Origin of the sequence: Pseudoalteromonas sp. SR41-4 (assembly GCF_014163985.1) — a bacterium.
Lineage (GTDB): Bacteria > Pseudomonadota > Gammaproteobacteria > Enterobacterales > Alteromonadaceae > Pseudoalteromonas > Pseudoalteromonas rhizosphaerae.
Genome location: NZ_JACJEI010000006.1, coordinates 202,982 through 226,253, shown reverse-complemented (window position 1 = coordinate 226,253; position 23,272 = coordinate 202,982). Strand labels below are relative to the sequence as shown.

Annotated in this window: 21 protein-coding genes; 1 reads left to right on the top strand and 20 read right to left on the bottom strand. The window is 40.7% G+C overall.

From position 1 onward, the window contains the following. Nucleotides 1-122: 122 nt before the first annotated feature. The 15 genes from H5180_RS07300 to rppH form a co-directional block, all read right to left on the bottom strand. Complete coding sequence (locus tag H5180_RS07300; protein WP_404936332.1) at nt 123-782, bottom strand: FlgO family outer membrane protein; 660 nt, start codon at nt 780-782, stop codon at nt 123-125. A gap of 8 nt (nt 783-790) precedes the next feature. Beyond that, nucleotides 791-1,471, bottom strand: a complete 681-nt coding sequence (locus H5180_RS07295) for a FlgO family outer membrane protein (RefSeq protein ID WP_145240939.1) — start codon at nt 1,469-1,471, stop codon at nt 791-793. A 12-nt stretch (nt 1,472-1,483) separates the two neighbouring features. Beyond that, entirely contained in the window at nt 1,484-2,077 is a 594-nt protein-coding gene (locus H5180_RS07290; protein WP_145240937.1) for a FlgO family outer membrane protein, read from the bottom strand. 51 nt (nt 2,078-2,128) lie between these two features. Further along, nucleotides 2,129-2,794 (bottom strand): SPOR domain-containing protein, encoded by a 666-nt coding sequence (locus tag H5180_RS07285; protein ID WP_182757985.1) that lies wholly within the window; start codon nt 2,792-2,794, stop codon nt 2,129-2,131. A gap of 10 nt (nt 2,795-2,804) precedes the next feature. Further along, nucleotides 2,805-5,750: a hypothetical protein gene (locus H5180_RS07280; protein WP_182757984.1), complete on the bottom strand. Its 2,946-nt coding sequence runs from the start codon at nt 5,748-5,750 to the stop codon at nt 2,805-2,807. 25 nt (nt 5,751-5,775) lie between these two features. After that, the gene (locus H5180_RS07275; RefSeq protein WP_182757983.1) at nt 5,776-6,570 is read right to left on the bottom strand and encodes a molecular chaperone; all 795 of its coding nucleotides are present in this window, start codon (nt 6,568-6,570) and stop codon (nt 5,776-5,778) included. An 8-nt stretch (nt 6,571-6,578) separates the two neighbouring features. Next, nucleotides 6,579-7,049: a DUF4402 domain-containing protein gene (locus H5180_RS07270; RefSeq protein ID WP_182757982.1), complete on the bottom strand. Its 471-nt coding sequence runs from the start codon at nt 7,047-7,049 to the stop codon at nt 6,579-6,581. A 10-nt stretch (nt 7,050-7,059) separates the two neighbouring features. Beyond that, nucleotides 7,060-7,653 (bottom strand): DUF4402 domain-containing protein, encoded by a 594-nt coding sequence (locus tag H5180_RS07265; RefSeq protein ID WP_145240927.1) that lies wholly within the window; start codon nt 7,651-7,653, stop codon nt 7,060-7,062. A 119-nt stretch (nt 7,654-7,772) separates the two neighbouring features. Then, the gene (locus tag H5180_RS07260) at nt 7,773-8,405 is read right to left on the bottom strand and encodes an SPOR domain-containing protein (RefSeq protein ID WP_259399551.1); all 633 of its coding nucleotides are present in this window, start codon (nt 8,403-8,405) and stop codon (nt 7,773-7,775) included. A 121-nt stretch (nt 8,406-8,526) separates the two neighbouring features. Continuing rightward, nucleotides 8,527-9,405, bottom strand: a complete 879-nt coding sequence (gene galU, locus H5180_RS07255) for a UTP--glucose-1-phosphate uridylyltransferase GalU (RefSeq protein ID WP_145240925.1) — start codon at nt 9,403-9,405, stop codon at nt 8,527-8,529. Nucleotides 9,406-9,440: 35 nt separating this feature from the next. Then, complete coding sequence (locus tag H5180_RS07250; RefSeq protein WP_145240924.1) at nt 9,441-10,292, bottom strand: thymidylate synthase; 852 nt, start codon at nt 10,290-10,292, stop codon at nt 9,441-9,443. A gap of 15 nt (nt 10,293-10,307) precedes the next feature. After that, entirely contained in the window at nt 10,308-11,111 is an 804-nt protein-coding gene (lgt, locus tag H5180_RS07245) for a prolipoprotein diacylglyceryl transferase (RefSeq protein WP_145240923.1), read from the bottom strand. A 12-nt stretch (nt 11,112-11,123) separates the two neighbouring features. Then, nucleotides 11,124-11,933 (bottom strand): sulfite exporter TauE/SafE family protein, encoded by an 810-nt coding sequence (locus H5180_RS07240; RefSeq protein WP_145240922.1) that lies wholly within the window; start codon nt 11,931-11,933, stop codon nt 11,124-11,126. Between the two features lie 81 nt (nt 11,934-12,014). After that, the gene (gene ptsP, locus H5180_RS07235; RefSeq protein WP_145240921.1) at nt 12,015-14,288 is read right to left on the bottom strand and encodes a phosphoenolpyruvate--protein phosphotransferase; all 2,274 of its coding nucleotides are present in this window, start codon (nt 14,286-14,288) and stop codon (nt 12,015-12,017) included. A gap of 17 nt (nt 14,289-14,305) precedes the next feature. Then, the gene (rppH, locus tag H5180_RS07230) at nt 14,306-14,827 is read right to left on the bottom strand and encodes an RNA pyrophosphohydrolase (RefSeq protein ID WP_145240920.1); all 522 of its coding nucleotides are present in this window, start codon (nt 14,825-14,827) and stop codon (nt 14,306-14,308) included. Nucleotides 14,828-15,254: 427 nt separating this feature from the next. Between rppH and mutH the strand changes: the two genes are divergently transcribed. After that, on the top strand, nt 15,255-15,926 hold the full coding sequence (gene mutH / locus H5180_RS07225; protein ID WP_145240919.1) for a DNA mismatch repair endonuclease MutH: 672 nt from the start codon (nt 15,255-15,257) through the stop codon (nt 15,924-15,926). Nucleotides 15,927-15,940: 14 nt separating this feature from the next. Here the strand turns inward: mutH and H5180_RS07220 are convergent, their stop codons facing one another. The 5 genes from H5180_RS07220 to relA form a co-directional block, all read right to left on the bottom strand. Then, nucleotides 15,941-16,915, bottom strand: a complete 975-nt coding sequence (locus tag H5180_RS07220) for a 2OG-Fe(II) oxygenase (protein ID WP_182757981.1) — start codon at nt 16,913-16,915, stop codon at nt 15,941-15,943. A gap of 191 nt (nt 16,916-17,106) precedes the next feature. Next, nucleotides 17,107-18,405 (bottom strand): phosphopyruvate hydratase, encoded by a 1,299-nt coding sequence (gene eno / locus H5180_RS07215; protein ID WP_145240917.1) that lies wholly within the window; start codon nt 18,403-18,405, stop codon nt 17,107-17,109. A 111-nt stretch (nt 18,406-18,516) separates the two neighbouring features. Beyond that, nucleotides 18,517-20,151: a CTP synthase gene (locus H5180_RS07210; protein ID WP_145240916.1), complete on the bottom strand. Its 1,635-nt coding sequence runs from the start codon at nt 20,149-20,151 to the stop codon at nt 18,517-18,519. A gap of 138 nt (nt 20,152-20,289) precedes the next feature. Beyond that, nucleotides 20,290-21,102 carry a nucleoside triphosphate pyrophosphohydrolase gene (gene mazG, locus H5180_RS07205; protein WP_182757980.1) on the bottom strand — a complete coding sequence of 271 codons (813 nt, stop codon included), beginning with the start codon at nt 21,100-21,102 and terminating at the stop codon, nt 20,290-20,292. An 8-nt stretch (nt 21,103-21,110) separates the two neighbouring features. Further along, nucleotides 21,111-23,267 carry a GTP diphosphokinase gene (relA, locus tag H5180_RS07200; RefSeq protein ID WP_182731179.1) on the bottom strand — a complete coding sequence of 719 codons (2,157 nt, stop codon included), beginning with the start codon at nt 23,265-23,267 and terminating at the stop codon, nt 21,111-21,113. Between the last annotated feature and the right edge of the window lie 5 nt (nt 23,268-23,272).

Here is a 23,272-nt window from a genome sequence, read left to right as displayed (position 1 = left end):
CTTCTAGGTTCTAGGCGCTAGGCGCTAGGTGCTAGTTGCTAGTTGTTAGGTGCTAGGTGCTAGGAACCTATAACGGTTTATCCTATTTACATTCAAGCAGTTTAATTGATTTTATCACGATGCTACGTAATACTCGCGCGTTGTAGGTGAATATCGGCGTTGTTGAGTACGTAATAAGGCAGTATTTTGTTGCTACTGGCAACTACGCGCTTGCTGGTGATATCAATAATACGGGCGTTTACTTCAACACCGTTGCTGCGGTAGATCAAGGTGCCTGATAACACATGACTGGCGATGCGTTGATCCGCTAACTGCTCTATATCGCGTGAAAATACAAAGTCACCGCGTGGGTTCATAGTTATTTGGTCGGTGGTTTTAAAGTCAACAATACCATAACCAAATTTTTGCAGTTGATGAATAAAACTCTCTGATAACTGGTTGCCTAATTGGCTGCTGTTATTAAGGCTGGCATCTAAATCTACAAATGAAGTAACGGCAATCGAGGTATCAAGCTCTGTTTGCATTGTGTCGACTAAGTCTAACGCCATTTGCTCTACATAATTAACCAGTGTTTTATGGTGTTTGTTAGGACTAAACTGCGCTGAGTTATCAAGTGGCTCGGCACTATTCATTTGTACTTGTTTTAGCATTTGAGTAAGGTCATATCGGCTAGTCGTACTTTGTACAGGCTCAGCCGTGTTATTGGTCATACTGCATGCGCTGAGAATGCTGATCACACCCCCTACGGTTAATAATTTAGCGCTGTGGATTAGCTTACTCATCATTGGCCTCACTTACTCACTTGTTTTAGCATTACGCCATCAGTGCGATAGCTACTGTCGAGTGCATCAACAACGGATTGCGGAATAAACCCTTGTGCAGAGCCAACTACTGCCTTACTTGTTAAACCAATAATTCGGGCATTGACTAATACACCACCTTGGTGATTTACCATAGTGCCCGCCAGTACGTAGTTGAAGTTTTGATCTTTACTTAGCTCTAAATAATCGCGACTAAATACAAAGTCGCCAGAGGGAGTAACACGCATATAGTCGGTGGTTTTAAAGTCGATCACCGGTACACCAAAACTGTGTAGCTCGTGCATAAAACTTTCGGCGATTTGATTACCTAACAATGTGCCGTCGTTGTAATCATCATCTAAAAAAATAAAGCTTGATACGGCCAGCGGCGTTTTGGTATTTACGTATTGTAAATTTTCAGCCATATCTTGCATTATGCCACGTACATAATGATTAATATTTTTACGTGTTGGGACTGTGACTTGGCTGCTATCGTTCATCACTGGAATATTGTTTTGATAAAATGTATTATTTTGCCCAGGAGCTGCAACCATTCTTTGATCACCCTCTAACTGCGCAGAGTTATCAGTTTGTGCTGTTTTGCCCGGTTCCATCATTTGCGCGCAACCAAAACCCAGTGGCAAACATAAAGTTAATATTAAGCGTTTCATGAGAGCTCCTAATTAGTATTCGCTGCGGTAAATATAACCGTCGCGCTGTTGTATTTTTTCATCGCCCCACATCACATTTATGGGGATCTCTGTACTGGCGGCAGATACAACGCGGCTATCTTGCGTATTTACCATACGGGCGTTAACTATATAGGCATGTTGTTGCCGTGTTAAGGTACCCGTGATAACAAAGTCAATATTCTGACGTTGGCGTAATTTGCTAATGTCGCGACTTAATATACCATCTGCGTTGCTGGCTAAATTAAGGTGTTTTTCAAGGCGATATTCAATAGTGTTATAGCCAAGTTGGGTAAACTGAGTAAGTAAGCTTTCTTGAATTTGCTGACTCAGCCCAGCGCCCTGCCCTTGTGCCAGCTCACTATCTAGCGCGTTGGCTAAGTAAAAGCTAGTAACGGCAATCCGTGCAGAGCTTTTAAACGGCCCTTGCACATGGCTCAATTGACTACTCAAGTCGCTCACATACTGATGCACAGTATAAGGTGCCATTGTTGCTTTTGGGGCATTGGTACTTGGTGCTGGCGGTTTTTCTTGCGTTAAACTACACGCAGTTAGACTCAGCAATAATAAACATAACAAAAGGCGCATAATTGCCATCCTCACTAAACATGGCAATAACAAAGCAAGTATTATGCCTATTTATAATTTTATTGGGTTATCTGTGTAGTGAGTCACCATGCAGTTGAGCTGTTGTAGCTTTAATTTATCACAATCAGCTTGGGCGTTTTTTTGATATTGGTATGCCCCGATTTTTAAGCGGTAATAAGTCATGCCTTTTACCTGAGCAGTTTCGACATTGGTGGTAAATTTATCTGACAATAAACTCGGTACTTTTTGTTGAATTGTTTGCCAGCTTGGAGCTAATTGCGATTGTTGAGTGACCGCAATAATTTGCAGCGCAAAAAGCGCGTTGTTAGTTATGTTTGACTGTGTTGCTATAGATTGCGCAGGTCTATCTAACGGTACTTGCTGTGATGCCAAGGCAGCAGATGAATGGCTCTTCTTACCTGTGTTCTCGTCATCATTTGCTATCGCGGTTAACTGTGCTATCAATAAATTCAAATCACTTTCAATCAGTAATAACCGTTCGAGATCGGGTTTAATCGCTTGCCACTGTGCAGAGCTAGTTTGTAACTGTTGTAGCTCTTGTTGCGTGATCTGCACATAGGTTTCATGATTAGTTTCAGCTGTACTGCTGGTACTTTTTTGCGCGCTATCCGTCGTGCTGATACAGCCAGATAATATAATTAAACTCATTATTAATACGGCTGATTGCATTACACTAAACGATTGTTTGATATTCATTGCTATTCCTTTAATGAAGTATTGTTCGTTGTTCAATATCACACTTCAATCTTTGTTTTATTAATGACTGACAAAGATCCGTAAATTCAGGCTGTGCTTGCTTAGCGTATGCTAAAGCGAGTATGTACTTACTTTGCTGTTGGTCATGAATATAAAACACGTCTTGCTGTTGTAATTTTAAGCGTGGGCTTATCAAACGTAAGTATGCCTTTAACATCATTAACGATGAAAAATTCCCCGCATTCACAATAGTACCCGACAATTCTTCAAGTGATTTTAAAGTAAAATCAACCCCAACCAACACATCCCCTTTTGCTGATAAATCAACTGTTACTTGCTGGGTGTTTTTTAATGCTTTACGTTCTTTAAAGCTATCGTCAACCACAGCCCGATACTGCCCTGGCCGTAGGTCGGTAAACAAATAATAGCCATCATAAGCCGCTTGGGTGTTGGCAACTTCTTTATCGTTTTGATCTAACAAGGTTATTTTTGCATAAGGCTGCACATAAGTGTGATCGCCTTGCTGCTGATACACCACCCCTTCAATTTCGCTGGCGTTATTTAGCGGGTAATCCATGTATTCAATAAATCCTGCTCTTGGCGTGATTGAAAAGCCCTCATTGGCAGGCACAAAAAACGGATCGGGGAAGCTGTCTCTATCGAGCACAATATCTGTGGTGCGATTAGCTGGCATTGAGGTTAACAATGCAATGCCATTTTCATCGGTTATTGCTTGGCGATAATTTTGCAGCCCTTTTACTTTTATACCTGCAACACCTTGCTCGTCAGGATCCATAATGCCGTTGTTATTTTGATCTAAAAATACTTTAACCAGTAGACTACCGGTACTGGTTAGACTGCGGTTTGACATAAAGGCGCGGTTATTTTCAGCGTCATAACCAAAACTAAAACGGCTATATAAACTAAAAAGCCAATTATCATTACTGTCGTAGTTAATGGTGCTGCTTAAATTAAAATCATCATTTTGCCAATTAAGGCCCAAGTCCGCTGATTGGATATTCTCATTTAGGGTATTTTTAAGTGTGAGCTCGGCTTGTAACTTTGCAGTAATACTGCGATTAAATTCAGCTTGGTAACTTAAAATATCACTGTCTGGCGATAATAAATAATCAAAACCAAAACGGCTATATAAACGCCCTATTCGTCCTTGCACACGGGTTGCCCCATATACTTTGCTTTGCTCATTTACATTTTGCCATTGCAATAGGTTGTTCACAGAGAAGCCTGAGTAACTATAATTAAAACGATTATAAGCTTGTTGTAGGTCGCGACCTGAGCTTGAATGCTGCAATAAAAAGTTGTTTTGATAATTAAGACGACCATAACGATTTTGCATCAACTCACCCGACATATCGAATTGATAACTTTGCAAGTCTTGCTGTTGATCCGAGCGATCTGTAACGGTAAACAGCAGTGATTGATCGGCCAGTTGGGTTCTTGCTGTGAGTTCTAATTCATTTTGTTGTTGGTTATTTTGCTCGTAGTCTAAATTAATCAACATTCTTTCAAACAAGTTGATATTAGTGCCAAAAGCAAATTGATAAAATTCATCGTCCTCACGCTTTTGCGCCATAGCCCCGGTGTAAATCGCGATATTATCAGTCAAACCACGTTCGTATCGCCCTGCCGCTAACCAGCCACTTTGTTGTGAATTACTTTCACTTCCTAGTAATCGTTTACCTTGCTCTGATACTGATATTTCGTATGCAGCTTCTCCTTGCGCCAATTGATTACCGTCAATAAAGTAATATTCTGTTTTGCGTTCAACTTGCCCTTGAGGACCATAAAAGATCAACTCAAAGTTATTTTCACCATACAGTAAATCAATACTATCGAATATATAACGGCCATATGCAAGGCTTAACTGTTGTTCAATTAAAATGCCATTACGATAAAGCTCAACATCCCAACCAGGCTGGATAGCGCCTGTGAGATTAATCCGATTGTTATCTATTTTGCGATCTAACTGATAATTTGAAAACTTAAAACCACGGCCATATTGACCGTTATAACGACTACCTACTTGCGTTGCAGTGATATCACCAAACTCCAACTCGCTGGCTGCAAAAACACCGAGTAAGCTGTTATTAACATCTTGTTTAGAGAATGTCAGCCGAGAGTCAGTCAGTAAATCTTGTTCACGTCCTGCTAAAAAATATTCTGCTGAAAGGTACGCAAAATCTTGTGCGCCTAATAATGAATAACTTGTACGGCTGCTATCATTATCACGACGATAATTTAGCTGTAAATCAGCCACTGGCATTGAAACCGCCTGATAGGGACTAGCCTTCCAAGGTTGTGTAGGTTGGTTATCCCCTTTACGCTGGTTGTTAAACAAACGCTTTTGCCTTTGTTGTTGCGCAGCAACAGGAAACAATTGCTCCGTTGTAAGCTCTAGCGTTAAATTCGCATAATCAGGGATAATAGCAACTGAGAAGGCGCGCTGTAAAACGGCCGCATCAATATAAATATCATCATCAATTAGTAGTTGCTGCGAAGATAGCGTAACGACTTGATTATTAAAAATTAATTGTTTAGGTTCAGTAGCATTTAGTGTAAATAAGTTTGCTTCATTGATAAACCAACCTGAAGCGGTGCCATTTGCAATATCAACATTAATAGCCAGTTGTAATATTTCGACTAAACCCGATAACCCCAATAACACACCTTGTTCGCTTTTAATCGCAAATGCTTCACCAAGATATTCACCGTTTAAGTGCAGCGAAAAGAGTAAAAATTCACCGGCGGCAATGCGCTGTGCTGCAGGTTGCCTGTGTTCGGCTATAACGGGCTGCTGTGCACTCACTTTCGGGTGCGGTTGATTTAATTTAGTTTGAATAGCTTTAAGTGTGCGCAACACATCAGCAGTTTGCACAGCACTAGCAAAACTCATTGAGCTTAAAAATAAAAGCCCAAGAGTAAATATACGGATCACTTTATTCGCTTAATAACGCTTAAGATTATTTCCCAATAGCGAGTGTGTATGAAGCAAAATCAACCCCTTTATATTCTTCAGCACCTTGATAATCTAGGAAAATACTGCCCTGTGTTGGCAGCTGTTTATCTTTAAATAGGCTCAGTGTTGCAATGGTAGTATCAACTTCTGGATACAGGCTTAAATTGCTAATTTCAGCCACTTTCTCATTCTCGCCTGATGCTGTTTTTATATAAGCGCTGAGTTTTCCATAACTACTAAAGTTGTTATGTCGTTGCAGTTGAACTTGAATTTTTGGCTTGGTCTGATTGGCATTTTTTATAATCTTTGCCTGAGTGATCGTAACATTAGGTTGTTCTGGCTGCTCACGGTAAACAACGGGAATACTAAAGCTCATAATCATGTTGATCTGTATTCCTGATTTTTGCTCTTTATTTTCGTTAGGTAGAGCTTGAAATAATAAGTGCGAGCGGTATTCGCCTTGCTGCAAATCTTTTGGCTTTCGAATTGCAATTTTAACGGTTTGTTTTTCACCTGCTGCTAAGGTCACTTGCTTAGGGGATAAACGTGTCATTGGCGATAAACTGTTTTCGGTCACTTGCGCTAAATTATTATAACCCCCACCTGGTAAAGCTTGTTTTTCACTCCAAACTACTCGATACGTACGTTGTTCATCAGAATTATTGATCACCGTGACTTTAGCACTACGCTGGCGTTCATCAAAAGTAACACGGGTAGGTGAAATCAATAAGTTTGCCATGGCCATTTGGCTAAAAAATGCTGTTAGTAGCACACACATCACTGTTAATTTATTGAACATATCAGTCCTTAGTAGTCAATCGAAATTTCTAGGTTAGTAGTTGAGGAGTAGTCGCCATCTGAATAACTTTTACTACTAGGTTTTGTTATTAATGTGCCGCCAATAAACACTTTCGCCTCACCTAAATCATCAGTGATGGTAGATTTTGGAAAGCCATTAAGACGTACTTCAAAATCGGCGCTGCTGCTACCCTGTGCGTTGTGCTGTAAGGTTACAGAATTAACTAATTGCATAGTTAATTCTGTATGTGCAGGAAAATTGGTTAGTAATAGCTCAGCAGGTCGTCCTTTCTCTAGTACATAAATTTTACCCATAGTATTTATGTCACCGTTCGCTTTGATTATCACGGAACTAACATTACTGTTACTTGGTATGACTAACGTGCCAAAATCAAGCGACTGTTGCTCTATGGTATTTGCGAAATGGTTAGGGCTGTAAATTAAAATACTTACAGCCACTGCATAAGGTAAAAGTCGCACTAGAAGCGATTTAATAAGCGACTTCGATTTGGAAAGTACCTGTGTATTCAACATCTTTGTAAGGTACTGTTGTTACTAAGTTATCTGTAGACAATGTGGCACCAATAGCAAATTCAACTTCACCTTTTTCACTGGCGATTAAGTTTGGCGTTGTCTCGTCATAAGCCGTGTTTATGTTTGGTCCACTAGTAATAAAGAACTTCCAACCATCAATTGAGAATTGCGGCTCACCCGCTCCTTTTGATGCAGATTCAAGCCTTCCTGTGCCTGGTTTAGTAATAGTAAGTGCCGCATTAGGTACTACATCTGACACTGTAAAAGTAGCAGGTGAACCTTCTTCAATGACTGAAATTAAAGCATCTCCGTCATCATTTTTAGTGGTTTTAATTGCTGCATTAGGGTTGGGGTTAATTGTCAGTGTCGCAAATTTGACGCCATCAGCTTGTGCTACAGCACGTATAGTACCAAAACTAAGATCTTCCCCCTTACTTAAAACAACAGTGTTTTGTACTTTAACTGTTGCAGAAAAGTCAGCGCTTGTCGCTAATGTAGGAAAAGAGTGAATTAAAGAAAAAGCGCTAATAATAGCAAGAGATCGTTTCATATTAAATCCTTATAAAAATGGGGCATTACCATAAAGAGCCCCTATCATAAGATTTATCGGCAATTAGAACAATTACTTTAAGATTAATTACATAAAAATCAGATAAATAATTGGCTTAGTTAAAGTGGCTCACCAACAAACGGAGCACTCAGGCATTTTTGGCCTAAACTTTGCGCTAAAGAACAAAATAGATTGGCCTCAGTATAATTTTGAAATGGCCCAACTCGTAACCCATACATGGTAACACCTTTATTTTGACGCTCAGTCATTACAAAATCTAATTGGCTAAATGCCTGTGGATATTGCTGCTGTAACTTTGTTATTTGTGTTCTCACTCTTTGCGGTTTTAAATACAGCCCAAGTTGCGCGCCTGGCAGTGAATTGTTATACAGTGGCTGGGGGCGGTTTTCGATATTTTTTGAGGAGTTAGCAGTATCAGGGGTCTGTATTTTTTCAGCATAATGAGCCACCGTAACATTATCTTCGCGAAGCACCGCTGGGTTTTCTGCAATATCAGTTTGAGAGGAAAGTGCCATTATTAATAGTTGCAAGTCTTCCTCCATCGCAGCTAAACGAGTAATACTCTCTTGTTGCGAGTGCCATTGCTGAACATACTCTTTGACTTGTTGATCAGAAATTAATGCAGGCTGCTGTTCCACCGAGTTAGCATTAATACTACTGCACCCACTAAGCCAGACAGTTGCTGTAACCCACACTGTGGTATACCAAGCTTGCTTTTTAAAACACATCATCTGTTAGCATCAAAAATAAATAATGCCATATTATAAGCAAAGTCAGTGCCAGTTTCAGGATTTTTAAGCAATAAAAAAGTGCCACTAAGGCACTTTTATAAGTTAGGCTCAATAAATGAGCTTAAACTAAGGTTTTAATAAAATCACTTAGTTCATCTTTAAATTCATCACGACGCAGTGCAAATTCAATAGTAGCTTTTAAATAGCCCAACTTACTACCACAATCATGACTACGCCCTTTTATCGCATAAGCAGCAACAGATTCTTTTTCCATCAACATAGCAATTGCGTCTGTTAACTGAATTTCGTCGCCGGCGCCTGCGGGAGTTTTTGCAAGTAATGGCCAAATATTTTTACTTAGCACATAACGACCTACCACAGCCAAATTTGATGGTGCGCTATGCACAGGAGGTTTTTCAACCATATTAAGGATCGCTGCGCTTTGCCCTTGTTCAAGCTTTACGTCGCCTAAATCGACCACACCAAACTTATCAACATCCTGCATAGGCACAGGCTCAACCATTATTTGGCTTTCGCCGTTTGCATTAAAGCGAGTAATCATTTCAGCTAAATTATCTTTTTGAAGATCGCTTTCAACGTCATCAATAATTACGTCTGGTAAAATAACCACAAACGGTTCGTTACCAATAATCGGCGCAGCGCAGTTTATTGCGTGCCCTAACCCTTTTGCTTCACCTTGGCGAACGTGAATAATTGTCACATCTTTTGGACAAATAGCTTGTACTTCAGCAAGTAACTGACGCTTAACCCGCTTCTCTAGCGTTGCTTCTAACTCAAAGCTGGTATCAAAATGGTTTTCAATAGAGTTTTTACTAGAGTGAGTCACTAATACAATTTCTTTAATACCCGCAGCAACCGCTTCATTAACTACATATTGAATCAAGGGTTTATCTACAATCGGTAACATCTCTTTTGGAATAGCTTTAGTAGCTGGCAACATACGGGTGCCAAGTCCTGCAACTGGGATCACTGCTTTCATTATTCTCTCCTTAAAACTATGATGCTTATTAATTGTTACACTGAAAACGGGTATTTAATTGCATCGTGGCATTGATAGCCATTTACCTCAAAGTCATCACGGGTGACCCACGTTTCGATATCTTCGAGTGATTTAATATTTGGATTAATCGTCAACGTAGGTGATGCAAATGGCTCACGCTGTAACTGCACATCGCGCATTAATTCCAGTTGGTTCTCATAAATATGGGCATTAACGATTTTATGATAGGCCTTACCTGCTTTGTGGCCAGTGATCTGCGCGACCAGTGCAAGCAATACAAAACATTGAATTTGATTGAAGTTCAAACCAAGTGGCACATCACAACTACGCTGATACGAGGTTAAATAAAGCGTATCGCCAAGAAGCGAAAAAGTATGCGTGTGCATACATGGGCGCAAACACCCTAACTCAAATTCACCCGGATTATAAAAAGTGATGATCTCGCCTCTGTCATCCACACCATTTTTTAAATTATCAATGACTTTTTTCAACTGATCTAACGCAGTGCCATCAGGGCGTTGCCAATCACGAGCTTGTACGCCATATACTCGGCCCATGTCATCCTCACCTTGGCGGTTCGGATTATTTAACCATGCTTGGTTTTCATTGGCATTAGCATCCCAAGTCATGCAACCTATGTCACGAAATTGCGCAGCGCTACTATAACCACGTAAATAACCTAACAATTCAGCTATCGCCGCCTTGTAGTAACTTTTACGGGTAGTGATCATTGGGAACTTATTATTTGCCACATCATACTCAAGCTCGGCATTGATAACCGTTAAGCAACGAGTTCCTGTACGTTTATTTTCAACCCATACGCCTTCATCAACGATGCGCTGACATAATTCTAAATATTGTTTCATTGTTAACTTCTTTTATTAAGCTTTGCTGGCAACAGCTGGCTGTGGCTTTTTATACGCCCATATTATCAAACCTAGGCCTGCGATGACCATCGGCAATGACAATATTTGCCCCATTGAAATAAAGCCGCCAAATAAACCTAAATGCGCATCGGGTTCACGTACGTACTCAACGCAAAATCTAAATACCCCGTAGCCTAGTAAAAATAATCCGCCTACGCTGCCCGCTGGACGTGGCTTTTTTGTAAACACATACAGAATAATAAACAGCACTAGGCCTTCTAAAAATGCCTCATACAACTGTGATGGGTGACGCGCCAGTGGACCACCAGTTGGGAATACCATAGCCCATGGTACATCGGTAGTTCTGCCCCATAATTCGCCGTTAATAAAGTTACCAATACGCCCTGCTAAAAGGCCAACCGGCACTAGCGGAGCAACAAAATCCCCCACTGCAAGTAACTGTTTTTTACGTGTCCAGGCAAACACACAAATAGCGGTTATCACCCCTAAAGTGCCACCGTGGAAAGACATACCACCTTGATCGATTCTAAATAAATACAGTGGATTTTCTAAAAAATAACTAAATTGATAAAACAGTACATAGCCAATCCGACCACCCAGAATGACTCCCAACATACCGTAGAACAGTAAATCACTGACCTCTTCTTTTGTCCACCCCGAGTTAGGTTTAGCCGCTTGCCTATTTGCCCACCACATCGCAAAAGCAAAACCAATTAAATACATTAAACCGTACCAACGTACGCTGAGAGGACCGACAGAGAAAATAATCGGATTGATGTCTGGAAATTCAAGAGCCATAAAAATTAAACCTTAACTAAAAACCATTTGAAGCGCGATAATAACCAGTAACACCGCGAACACTTTTTTTATCGTTGAAACAGGTAAATAATGCGTTGCTTTGGCTCCAATTGGTGCCATAAACCACGAAGTTATCACTATACCTAATAATGCTGGTAAATACACAAAACCTGCAAAGCCATGTTGTAAATCGGTTACTTGCCAACCAGCGCTGATATACCCCACAGAGCCAAATAACGCAATCACAATGCCACATGCTGCCGCGCAGCCTATGGCTTTTTTAATATCAACTGAAAAATAATGTAGTAGCGGCACAATCAATGCGCCGCCACCAATACCAATCAAACCTGATAATCCGCCCATCACTGCACTAATAGCGCCAATAATTGGGCCTCTTGGCATAGGTTTGACCGCGACAGGTTTATTACGAGCAGACAACACCATACGAGCAGCAATAAACACCACACTAACAGCAAAAACGATGCGTAATAACTGTTCTGGAATTAAACTCGCGGCAAAACCACTGATCAGAGCACCAAGTCCAACGCCAGACATAACCCAAGGCGCAATTTCCCATGGCACATTTTGATTCTTATGGTGCGCTAATGCAGATGACGTTGAAGTGAATAAAATAGAGGCAAGCGAGGTAGCAATAGCAATAACCAGTACATGATCAACCGCAACAACATTAAAATGCACTAATAATGAACTCAGTACTGGCACAATAATTAATCCGCCGCCAATGCCTAATAACCCAGCTAAAAAACCAACCACACAACCTAATAGCGCGCAGCTGATAATCAGGATAACTAAATCATGCATCGTACACTCTTATAAAATTGAATTTATTATATGCATATACTAATCGATTATATCGAATCTTTACAGCACTCGTTTAGGCTACTAAGAAGCCTGATTTGGGGTATAAAATAATTCACCAAGTTGATGCTCAATCATAAAATTACGCGTTAACCTAAGCACTTGTTTTGCAGTAGATTGTGCTAAACACTCCGCCAGTAATGCTTCCATATCGCTGGCTTTTAAACGTCTTAATACCCATTTAACTTTACTTAATGATGAATAGTTCATACTCAAGCGTCGATAACCCATCGCAATCAGCAGTATTGCACCTTCAGGATCGCCACCTAATTCACCACATAAACTAAAGGACATTTCATATTGCTGACACTCTTTTGCAACTTTTTGCAGTACTCTTAATACCGCAGGATGATAGGGATTAAATAAATCAGCAACACGCGCATTAGAACGATCGACGGCAAGTAAGTATTGCGTCAAATCGTTACTACCCACAGAACAAAAATCTACTTTTTTAGACCATTCAGGGAGCATAAATACACTTGAAGGGACTTCTAACATTACGCCAATCTCTGGGCGTTCAATGGCTTGCTCTGGGTATTTTTCTTCCAGTTCAAAATAGGCTTGCTCTAACAACGCTAAAGATTCATCAACCTCTTCGGTACCGCTTATCATTGGCAGCATAATTTTTAAATTACCTAAACCAATATTTGCTCTAACCATGGCTTTGAGCTGATCTAAAAAGATCTCTGGGTGGTCCAATGTGACACGAATACCCCGCCAGCCTAAAAATGGGTTTTCTTCAGTAATATCAAAGTAATCAAGTGCTTTATCACCACCAATATCAAGCGTACGCATCACTACAGGTTCTGGATGATAACTGGCTAATACTTCGCGATACCAATTCTCTTGTTCTATTTGTGATGGAAACTGGCCTTTTTGCATAAACCAGGCTTCAGTTCGGTATAAGCCAACGCCATCACAGACTTTGGTGTTAGCTTTTTCAGTATTGAGTTCCAAACCAGCATTGAGCAACAAGCTAATATGCTCGCCATCTAATGTCACTGCATCGCATTCTTGCTCAGCCACAAACTTGTCGTTTAATAGACTTTCTTGGTGCTGTAATTGTAAATACTCATCTTGTAGCATTTGCGAAGGCGAAATATATAATCGCCCTGCGTATGCATCTAAAATCATTGGTTTACCATCAAACTGCAATAACGGTAAATCTTCAATACCCCAAATTGCAGGGATCCCCATGGCACGGGTTAAAATTGACGCATGACTATTTGCCGCACCGTTAACACTCACCACGCCAACTAAATGGCCTTTAGGCACTTCTGCAAGCATGGCTGGGGTTAAAGTATTAGCGATCAGTACTGTATCTTTAGGATAACTTTTTACTGCGTGTTCAGTATTTACGAGGTGATGCAGTACGCGCAGGCCGATATCTTTAACATCAACCGCACGCTCTTTGATATAAGGATCCTGCATGGCATTGAATTGGGAGATCAATCGTTCGATCACTATTTTCAATGCACTTTTTGCACACCAGCCCTCTTGCAGCTGTGCTTCAACATTCTGCCCTAAACTTTTTGCATCCAGTAGTTGCTGATACACCTCAAATACTGCCAACGCTTCTTTAGGGATGGAATCGCTAAGAGTCATCGACAAGGTGTTAAATTCTTTGCGGGTTGCAGCAACAGCTTGAGTAAATAAGCGGCGTTGCTCAATACAGTTATCGTCTTTTTTTAATTCTATCGATTTAAAGTCAAGTTTCGGCAGAATAACAAACGCCTGCCCTATCGCAATTCCTGGCGCGCTAGAAACCCCTTTTAGCACCGAGGTCTGATGAGAAAACTCATCTTGGCGAAGAACTTCTTTGATTTCTGCATGGGCTAATTGCGACGCTAGTTGCGCAGATAACGTAATTAAAAAAGACTCTTCATCTTGACTAAATACACGGGCAATTTTCTGTTGTACAACAATAACGCCCAGTACTTTTTTTTGATGAACTACAGGCACAGACAAAAATGCGTTGAAGCCTTCTTCGTCCACTTCAGGAGAGAGTTTAAAACGGGGGTGAGACTTGGCAAAGGCAATATTAATAGGTTCTTCTCGTTGTGCTACTAAGCCAACTAAACCTTCGGTAAAACCGATTCTAAACTTACCCACGGCTGCGGGATTAAGCCCTCTGGTTGCCATTAATACAAAATTATCTTGACTGTAATCAGCAAAATAAATGGAGCAGCACTCAGTTTTCATGGCATCTTTCACCATTTCAACAAAACATGCTAGCGCACTATCCAAACTCGCTTGTTGCGAAACGGACTCGGCAATAGCTCTGAGTGTAGCCAGCATAATACTGCTCCTTTATATTATTTACCTTTATGGCGCCAAGTATCTTTGGACTGTTCACGTTTATTAAAAGGCATCGCAAAGGGTGCGAATTCTTTCATAACACGGCGATAAACATCGCGTTTAAACGATACAACTTGCCTTACCGGATACCAATAACTTACCCACCGCCAATCATCAAATTCCGGATGATGTGTTTTTAGTAAGTTGACGTCTTCGTCTTTACAACGCAGTTTCAATAAAAACCATTTTTGCTTTTGCCCAATACACACCGGACTGGAGTCTCGGCGGATCAAACGCTTGGGCAATTTATAACGTAACCAATGTTTTGAACTTGCGACAATTTCTACATCTTCAGGACGCAAGCCGACTTCTTCGTGTAATTCACGAAACATGGTCTGCTCTGCTGTTTCGCCACTATCAACACCACCTTGAGGAAACTGCCAAGAATGCTGACCATAACGTCTGGCCCAAAAGACCTGTCCCTGATTATTGCAAATTACAATTCCGACATTGGCACGAAAACCTTCGGCATCAATCACCTTAGTGCCTCATTTGTAAGTCGATTTTTAATGATTGTTCCACATTACCTGCAATACGGCAAACAATATTCAGAGTTTTACGCATCTTACTCACAGCTTGTGCATAACTTTAGTTTATACAGCTCATTTTGCAAACAAATCCACAATAACAGATCCAATAACTTGCCTTTTCCACAGTTTCTGTGGATAACATTGTTCATAGTTATGTATTTATCCCAACAAGTTTTCAACACAGCTTAAAGGCTTTGCAAATTTAACAGTTAAAAACCATTAAATTCAATACATTAAGCTTAAAGTCAGCAAGTTTCACCTTGCCTAAAAACACAGCAAACTATCACTGAACAAAAAACACCCAAACGCAAAGATATCCACGGTTAAACTCTTTTGCTATCATGAGTAGTGAATTTATACAACCAAATAACTCGCTATGAAACCGATAAAACCACATTCAATCAATGAATTAATGCAACGTGTTAGCAACATTTCAGGGCTGACATTAGGCCAATTAGCAAGTCATTATCAGTTTAAAACACCTGAGCATTTATTAAAGGAAAAAGGCTGGACGGGACAATTGATTGAATATGCATTAGGTGCAACGGCAGGTTCCAAACCAACCCCTGATTTTGAAGAGCTCGGGATTGAACTTAAAACGTTACCAATCTCATATAAAGGCAAACCATTAGAGACCACTTTTGTGTCTGTGACACCGTTATTGAATGTCACAGGTATGACATGGCAGCAAAGTAATGTGCGTAAAAAACTCAATCATGTCTTGTGGCTACCCATTCTAGGCGAGCGAGACATTGTGCCATTTGATAGGACCATTGGCAGTGGCTTTTTATGGCAACCCTCCGCTGAGCAAGATGCGCAGTTACAGCGAGACTGGGAAGAGCAAATGGAGTTGATTGCACTGGGACGTATTGATGAGATCTCAGGGCATTTAGGGGATGCGATGCAAATTCGCCCAAAAGCAGCTAACAGCAGAATAGTCACCGATGCAATCGGTCCAAACGGGCAAATTATTAAAACCCTACCCCGTGGTTTTTATTTAAAAACCAGCTTTACAGGGCAGATTTTGAAGCAGCAATTTCAGCTGTGATCATCCGTTAAATGTTAATCTTTATGCCATATAGATGCGCGTAGCCAAAATGGCTTCTCTCGCATCCACAGCGTACATATCCATTTTTCCCCCGATAACACTGGTTTACCGCTATGTACTGACTTTTTGTCCACTTTATTATCAAACATATTATTGAACTTAATAATTTGCCCTTGTTTAGCTTTTACGCTTATATTCCAATCTTTAAAGGCCGTTTCTCCGCCGCCAAACCCCTCATTTAAATTAATAATACGTGTACGTTGCCTTTGCCCGAAAAAATTTAGCTCATTTTTAGCATCTTCGTTTGAGGGAGTTATAAAATCATAGTGCCACTTATATTGTTGGCCTTTAACATAACGGTAAACCACCATAGGTTCAGCATAAGCTAAATCAGTATAGTCATCAGAGCACATGAGGCGCTGTAGTATAGCAACCGAAATATCATCTACAGGTAATTGCGTTATAAGTTGCTCGTTATCCCTAATATCTGCAACTCTCTGTCTAGTAGATGCCTCTGCATAGACAGCAGCTAAACTTAAACTCTTCGCAGCAAACTTAATTATCTCGTTGGCCAATTCTTCCGTTAGCATACTTTCTATTATCGTCACGGGTGTTGATTGCCCACTAGATTGAGGCACTGCTGGGATAATTAAGCTAGACCACAAATTTATCAAATCAGGTTCTGCATATTGCCTTATAACATTAGGCATACTCGATAAATGCTTTGCAAAACTATCAACTGTATCATGGTTAACTATTCTCTTTGGCCAAAAATGAGTCAATATCTGAAGCGCTTTAATTTCATGGTGCTTAGCTAAACACAAAACAATTGCGAGTTCTTGTGGACAGCTTGAGCATGACACAACATGACATAACCAATGATAGACAAATTCGGAATCTGTAAGAGCAAAATCTAAAATTCTTTGTTGTGGTGGGAGCTCACCATGATACTTTGCATTAAGTAGATGAGTAATCTTGTTATTTTTCATAATCTGCTAACTGTTATTTTTTACACCAATAAAATAACAATTAAACAACAAAAAAAGAACCTTAAACCCCTATTAAATTTAAACTTTACACACCTACAACCTTATTGCATAAAATATCATCTAATAAAACAAAAAAATCCCCGCATTTGCGAGGATTTTTCAAAAGTTTAAATCAGCTTCTTATAAAAGAATTACTGACCTTTAACTTCTTTAAGACCATTAAAAGGTGCTTTAGCGCCTAATTGCTCTTCAATACGTAGCAATTGGTTGTACTTAGCTACACGATCAGAACGGCTCAATGAACCTGTTTTGATTTGACCAGCTGCAGTACCCACTGCTAAATCAGCAATCGTTGAATCTTCAGTTTCGCCTGAGCGATGAGAAATAACAGCAGTGAAACCAGCGTCTTTAGCCATTTTGATTGCAGCTAACGTTTCAGTTAGTGAACCAATTTGGTTAAACTTGATTAAGATTGAGTTAGCAATACCGTTGTCGATACCACGCTTTAAGATCTTAGTGTTTGTAACGAATAAATCGTCACCAACTAATTGGATCTTATCGCCAAGTAATTTTGTTTGGTGTGCAAAGCCGTCCCAATCAGACTCATCAAGGCCATCTTCGATAGACACGATTGGGTACTGTTCAGTTAGATCTTTTAAGAAGTAGTTAAACTCTTCTGACGTGAATTTTTTACCTTCGCCTTTAAGGTCGTAGATATTTGCTTCTTTGTCGTAAAACTCAGACGCAGCACAATCAAGTGCTAGAGTAATGTCTTTGCCTAACTCGTAGCCTGCATTAGCAACAGCAACTTTAATTGCTGCAAGTGCCGCTTCGTTAGAGGCAAGGTTTGGTGCAAAACCACCTTCATCACCCACTGCGGTTGAATGACCATCAGCTTTAAGTACTTTGGCAAGGCTGTGGAATATTTCTGCACCCATGCGAAGCGCTTCACGGAAGTTGGCAGCGCCAACTGGCTGGATCATGAATTCTTGAATATCAACTGAGTTATCAGCATGCTCACCACCATTGATGATGTTCATCATTGGTAACGGCATAGAATAAACACCTGGTGTACCGTTTAAGTCAGCAATGTGCTCATAAAGCTCTACTTTTTTAGATTGTGCAGCAGCTTTTGCAGTTGCTAATGACACTGCTAAGATTGCATTTGCACCTAGTTTTTCTTTATTTTCGGTACCATCTAAATCTAGCATTACTTGGTCAACAGTGCTTTGCTCTAGTGCATTTTGGCCAGCTAAGGCTGTCGCGATTTCATTATTAATAAAACCAACCGCTTTTAATACACCTTTACCTAAGTAACGTGCTTTATCACCATCACGTAATTCTAGTGCTTCGCGAGTACCTGTTGATGCACCTGATGGTGCAGCAGCGCGGCCCCATGAACCGTCAGCTAAATGAACATCAGCTTCTACAGTTGGGTTACCACGCGAATCCATAATTTCGCGACCGATCACTTTTACGATATTTGACATCTTGATTCCTCTTTTCCCAAAATGGTGAGTCTACTCCGACTTTATTAATTTTCCTTAATGCCGTCGGCTTTAAAAACAAATAAGCCGTGCATAGTGCACGGCTTATTCATATTACGATGACGCTTTTTGATGAATATGCGCAGCGGCAACAAACCCTTCAAATAGCGGATGACCATCACGCGGTGTTGAGGTGAATTCCGGGTGGAATTGAGCCGCAATAAACCACGGGTGATCTTTATTCTCGATGATTTCAACTAGCTTCTTATCTTCCGATAAACCAGTGAAACTCAAGCCAGCTTTTTCAAGCTGTTCAACAAAATTATTGTTTACTTCGTAACGATGACGATGACGTTCAACAATCTCATCACTACCATATACTTCACGTACTTTTGAGCCTGGTGTTAAATGACATTTTTGTGCGCCTAAACGCATAGTGCCACCTAAATCAGATTTTTCGCTACGTGTTTCAATGTTGCCTTCCGCATCTAACCATTCGGTGATCAAACCAACCACAGGGCTTGACGAGTTAGCATTAAACTCGGTTGAGTTTGCATCTAATAAGCCTGCAACATTACGTGCATACTCAATTAGCGCAACTTGCATACCTAAACAGATACCAAGGTAAGGTACTTTATTTTCACGGGCATATTTTGCCGCTAAAATTTTACCTTCAACACCGCGACCACCAAAACCACCAGGAACTAAAATAGCATCAAGGTTAGCTAGTAACTCAGTACCTTTACTTTCAACATCTTGTGAATCAACATATTGAATATTTACTGTTAAACGATTTTTAAGACCTGCATGTTTAAGTGCTTCGTTTACAGATTTATAGGCATCAGGTAGTTCAATGTATTTACCAACCATACCGATAGTCACTTCACCCGTTGGGTTTGACTCTTGGTATAACACTTGTTCCCACTCAACTAAATCAGCTTCAGGGCAATCAAGATGGAAGCGACGACATACAAAGTTATCAAGCTCTTGCGATTTTAATAGCGCAGGAATTTTATAAATGCTGTCTACATCTGGTAATGAAATAACCGCTTTTTCTTCAACGTTAGTGAAAAGAGCAATCTTTGCACGTTCGTTATTTGGTAATTTACGATCTGAACGACAGATAAGAATATCTGGTTGAATACCAATCGAGCGTAACTCTTTAACAGAATGCTGTGTTGGTTTGGTTTTCACTTCACCCGCAGGGCCTAAGAATGGCACTAACGTTAAGTGAATAAACAATGCGCGCTCACGGCCAATCTCTGTGCCAAGCTGACGAATTGCTTCTAAGAATGGTTGTGACTCAATATCACCAACCGTTCCACCAATTTCAACGAGTGCCACATCATGGCCTTCAGCACCGTCATAAACACGTTGCTTAATATCGTTGGTAATATGTGGAATAACCTGAATTGTTGCACCAAGGTACTCACCACGACGCTCACGACGCAGCACATCTTCATATACACGACCTTGTGTGAAGTTGTTACGGCTTGTCATTTTGGTACGGATGAAACGTTCATAGTGACCTAAATCAAGATCGGTTTCAGCGCCGTCTTCGGTGACAAATACTTCACCATGTTGAATTGGGCTCATTGTGCCTGGGTCAACGTTGATATAAGGATCCAGCTTTAAAATGGTAACATTTAAACCACGGGCCTCTAAAATAGCTGCCAACGATGCTGCTGCAATACCTTTACCCAACGAGGAAACAACCCCGCCGGTAACGAAGATAAATTTTGTACTCATGCGAACCCTAGAATATCAGGAATTAAAAGGAAAAATATAGAATCAAGACGGGGCGAAATTATAGCAAAGGCACTGCCATCAATCCAGCGAAAGTTAGTAATTCTCTGCACAAAAAACGCACTCAGCGTTTCGCATTATTTACTGCTGCTTTTTTATCGCATCCCATGCGGCATCCATTTCAGCAAGGGTTGCTGTATCAAGCGATTGCCCACGCTCACATAAATAGGCTTGTACTTTTTCAAATCGCGCTGAAAACTTATCGTTGGCACTACGTAATAATTGCTCTGGGTCACGTTTAATATGCCGTGCTACATTAACTGTAGCAAACAATAAATCGCCGATTTCTTCTGCGCTGTGTGCTGAAAATGGATCAACGGCTAACGCTTCTTTTACTTCATCAACTTCTTCAGCCACTTTATCTAATGCACCATGATAACTAGGCCAATCAAAGCCTAATCCTGCAACCCGCTGCTGAATTTTTTTGGCTTTACTCAAACTAGGCAGATTTGCAGGTATATCTTGCCATAATGTGTTGCTCTGCGGTTCAGCTTTTGCTGCCCACTCCTGTGCTTTTATGGTTTGCCACTGCTCACTGAGTTGTTGTTCAGTCAGCCCTTGCTGATCGGCAAATACATGTGGATGGCGACGCACTAACTTATTATTTAGCCCAGCCATTACATCATTAAAATCAAATAACCCTTGCTCTTGTGCCAATTGCGCATAAAAAATCACTTGAAAGAGTAAATCACCCAGTTCATTTTTGAGCTCACCGAAATCACCTTTTTCAATGCAATCGGCTACCTCGTATGCTTCTTCTAAGGTATGCGGTACGATGGATGTAAAGTCTTGCTTTAAATCCCACGGGCAGCCTGTTGCTGGATCACGTAATTTAGCCATAATGGCTAATAACTCAGTTAAGGTATTCGTCGAGGTATTAGTTGTCTGGTTCATTTACATTCCTAGTGACTACGTTTTGCTTCATGCACGCCTTCGATTTGATCTAATTTTGATAGTAATCGATTGGTACTTGATAAATCATGTACTTCCACTTGCATAGTAAACAACGCTAATTGGCGGTCGTCCACGGTTTCCATATTCATATTCAGCACATTAACTTTTTCATTGGCCAGTACCGAACTAATATCACGTATAAGCCCAGCTCTGTCACTTGCTTCAATTTTAATACACAGAGCATAAGAGCCGTTAATTTCGTCTGACCAACTAACCGCAATAACACGCTCAGGATGTTGTGTTCTTAGATTATTAAAAGAATCACAATCAGTCCTATGCACACCTATGCCACGCCCTTGCGTGATATAACCGATTATTGACTCACCAGGAACTGGGCGGCAACATTTAGCCACATGGCTCATTAAACTACCAACCCCATCAACCACGATACCATTTTTATCACCGCTGATTTTAGTCGGGTTCTTAAAGCGGATGACGGGCTCGTCATCAGAGCGATCCGTGATAAAATTCAGCAACTGATTTAAACGCACATCGCCGGCGCCAATCGCAACCATTAAGTCATCTAACTCTTTAAAGTTATAGCGAATAATAGCCGGCTCTAAGTTTTTGTAGGTCAAATCGAGCTTTTGCAATTCGTTATCTAGAATTTCTTTACCAGCACTGAGATTTTTATCGCGATCGAGTTGTTTAAACCAGTGGTGTATTTTCGCTCTCGCGCGGGATGATTTAATATATCCCAGTGATGGATTTAACCAATCGCGGCTAGGATTCGGTTGTTTTTGGGTTAAAATTTCAACCTGATCGCCAGTGTGTAATTGATGGGTAAAAGGCACAATTTTGCCAAATACTTTTGCACCAATACAACGATGGCCGACATTTGAGTGAATATAATAAGCAAAATCCAATGGTGTTGCGCCCAGCGGTAAATCAAAAATATCGCCACGAGGGGTGAAAATATACACCCGATCTTCGACCACTTGATTTTTTAGCTCTTCGGCTAAATCGCTGCCATCAACCACCTCTTCTTGCCATTGCAATAATTTACGCAACCAGCTAATTTTTTGCTCATACCCAGAACCACGCCCAGGTAACGCCCCTTCTTTATACATCCAGTGCGCAGCGACTCCGAGCTCAGCATCTTGGTGCATCGCGTGGGTACGAATTTGGATTTCAACCGTTTTGCCTTCTGGGCCAAATACTACGGTATGAATAGATTGATAACCATTTTGTTTAGGGGTGGCAATATAATCATCAAATTCTTTATTTAGATGGCGCCAATTGGTGTGTACGATCCCCAGCGCACCGTAACAATCTTGCAATTCATCCACCACAATACGCATGGCGCGAATATCAAATAACTGGTCAAACTCGTAATTCTTTTGCGCCATTTTTTTGTAAATACTGTAGATATGTTTTGGCCGACCATATACCTCGCCTTTAATACCTGCTTGAGCCAGTTTAGTTTTAACTTGCTCAACCATATCTACCATATAAGCTTCGCGACCTAGGCGCTTATCATCCAATTGCTTGGCAATATTTTTATACACATCAGGGTGCAAATAGCGAAACGATAGATCTTCCAGCTCCCACTTTAATTGCCCAATCCCTAACCGGTTAGCAAGTGGCGCAAAGATATCAGCGGTTTCTTTTGCAGCAATCACCCGCTCTTCTTCGTTGGCGTTTTTAACCTCTCGTAAATGACATACCTGCTCAGCAAGTTTAATAACCACAGCGCGCACATCTTCAACCATCGCCAATAACATACGGCGTATATTATCAACTTGAACGGTGCCAGTACCTTGATGAGCCAAAGTGCTAATAGTAGCCATTTGTGCAACACCCGTTAGCAGAGTTGCCACATGGCTCCCCATCACATCGCTTACTGTATCGATGTCGATTAGATTAGCCAAAAAACTCGGCGTAATATATGCGGTAGCGAGGGTGTCTGCATCGAGATTCATTTCCACCAAAATTTCGACCATTTCCATGGCAATATTTTGTTGCTGATGATTATGCAGTTCAGCGCAAAGGGTATTCGCTTTACTTAATAGTTCGCGCTTTTCTTGCGTTAAGTTAAGTAAACCAAGTCGTGTGCTAAAATCACCCGGTTTGTCGTGTTGGTGTGATTGCCGAGTAGCTACCATAATGC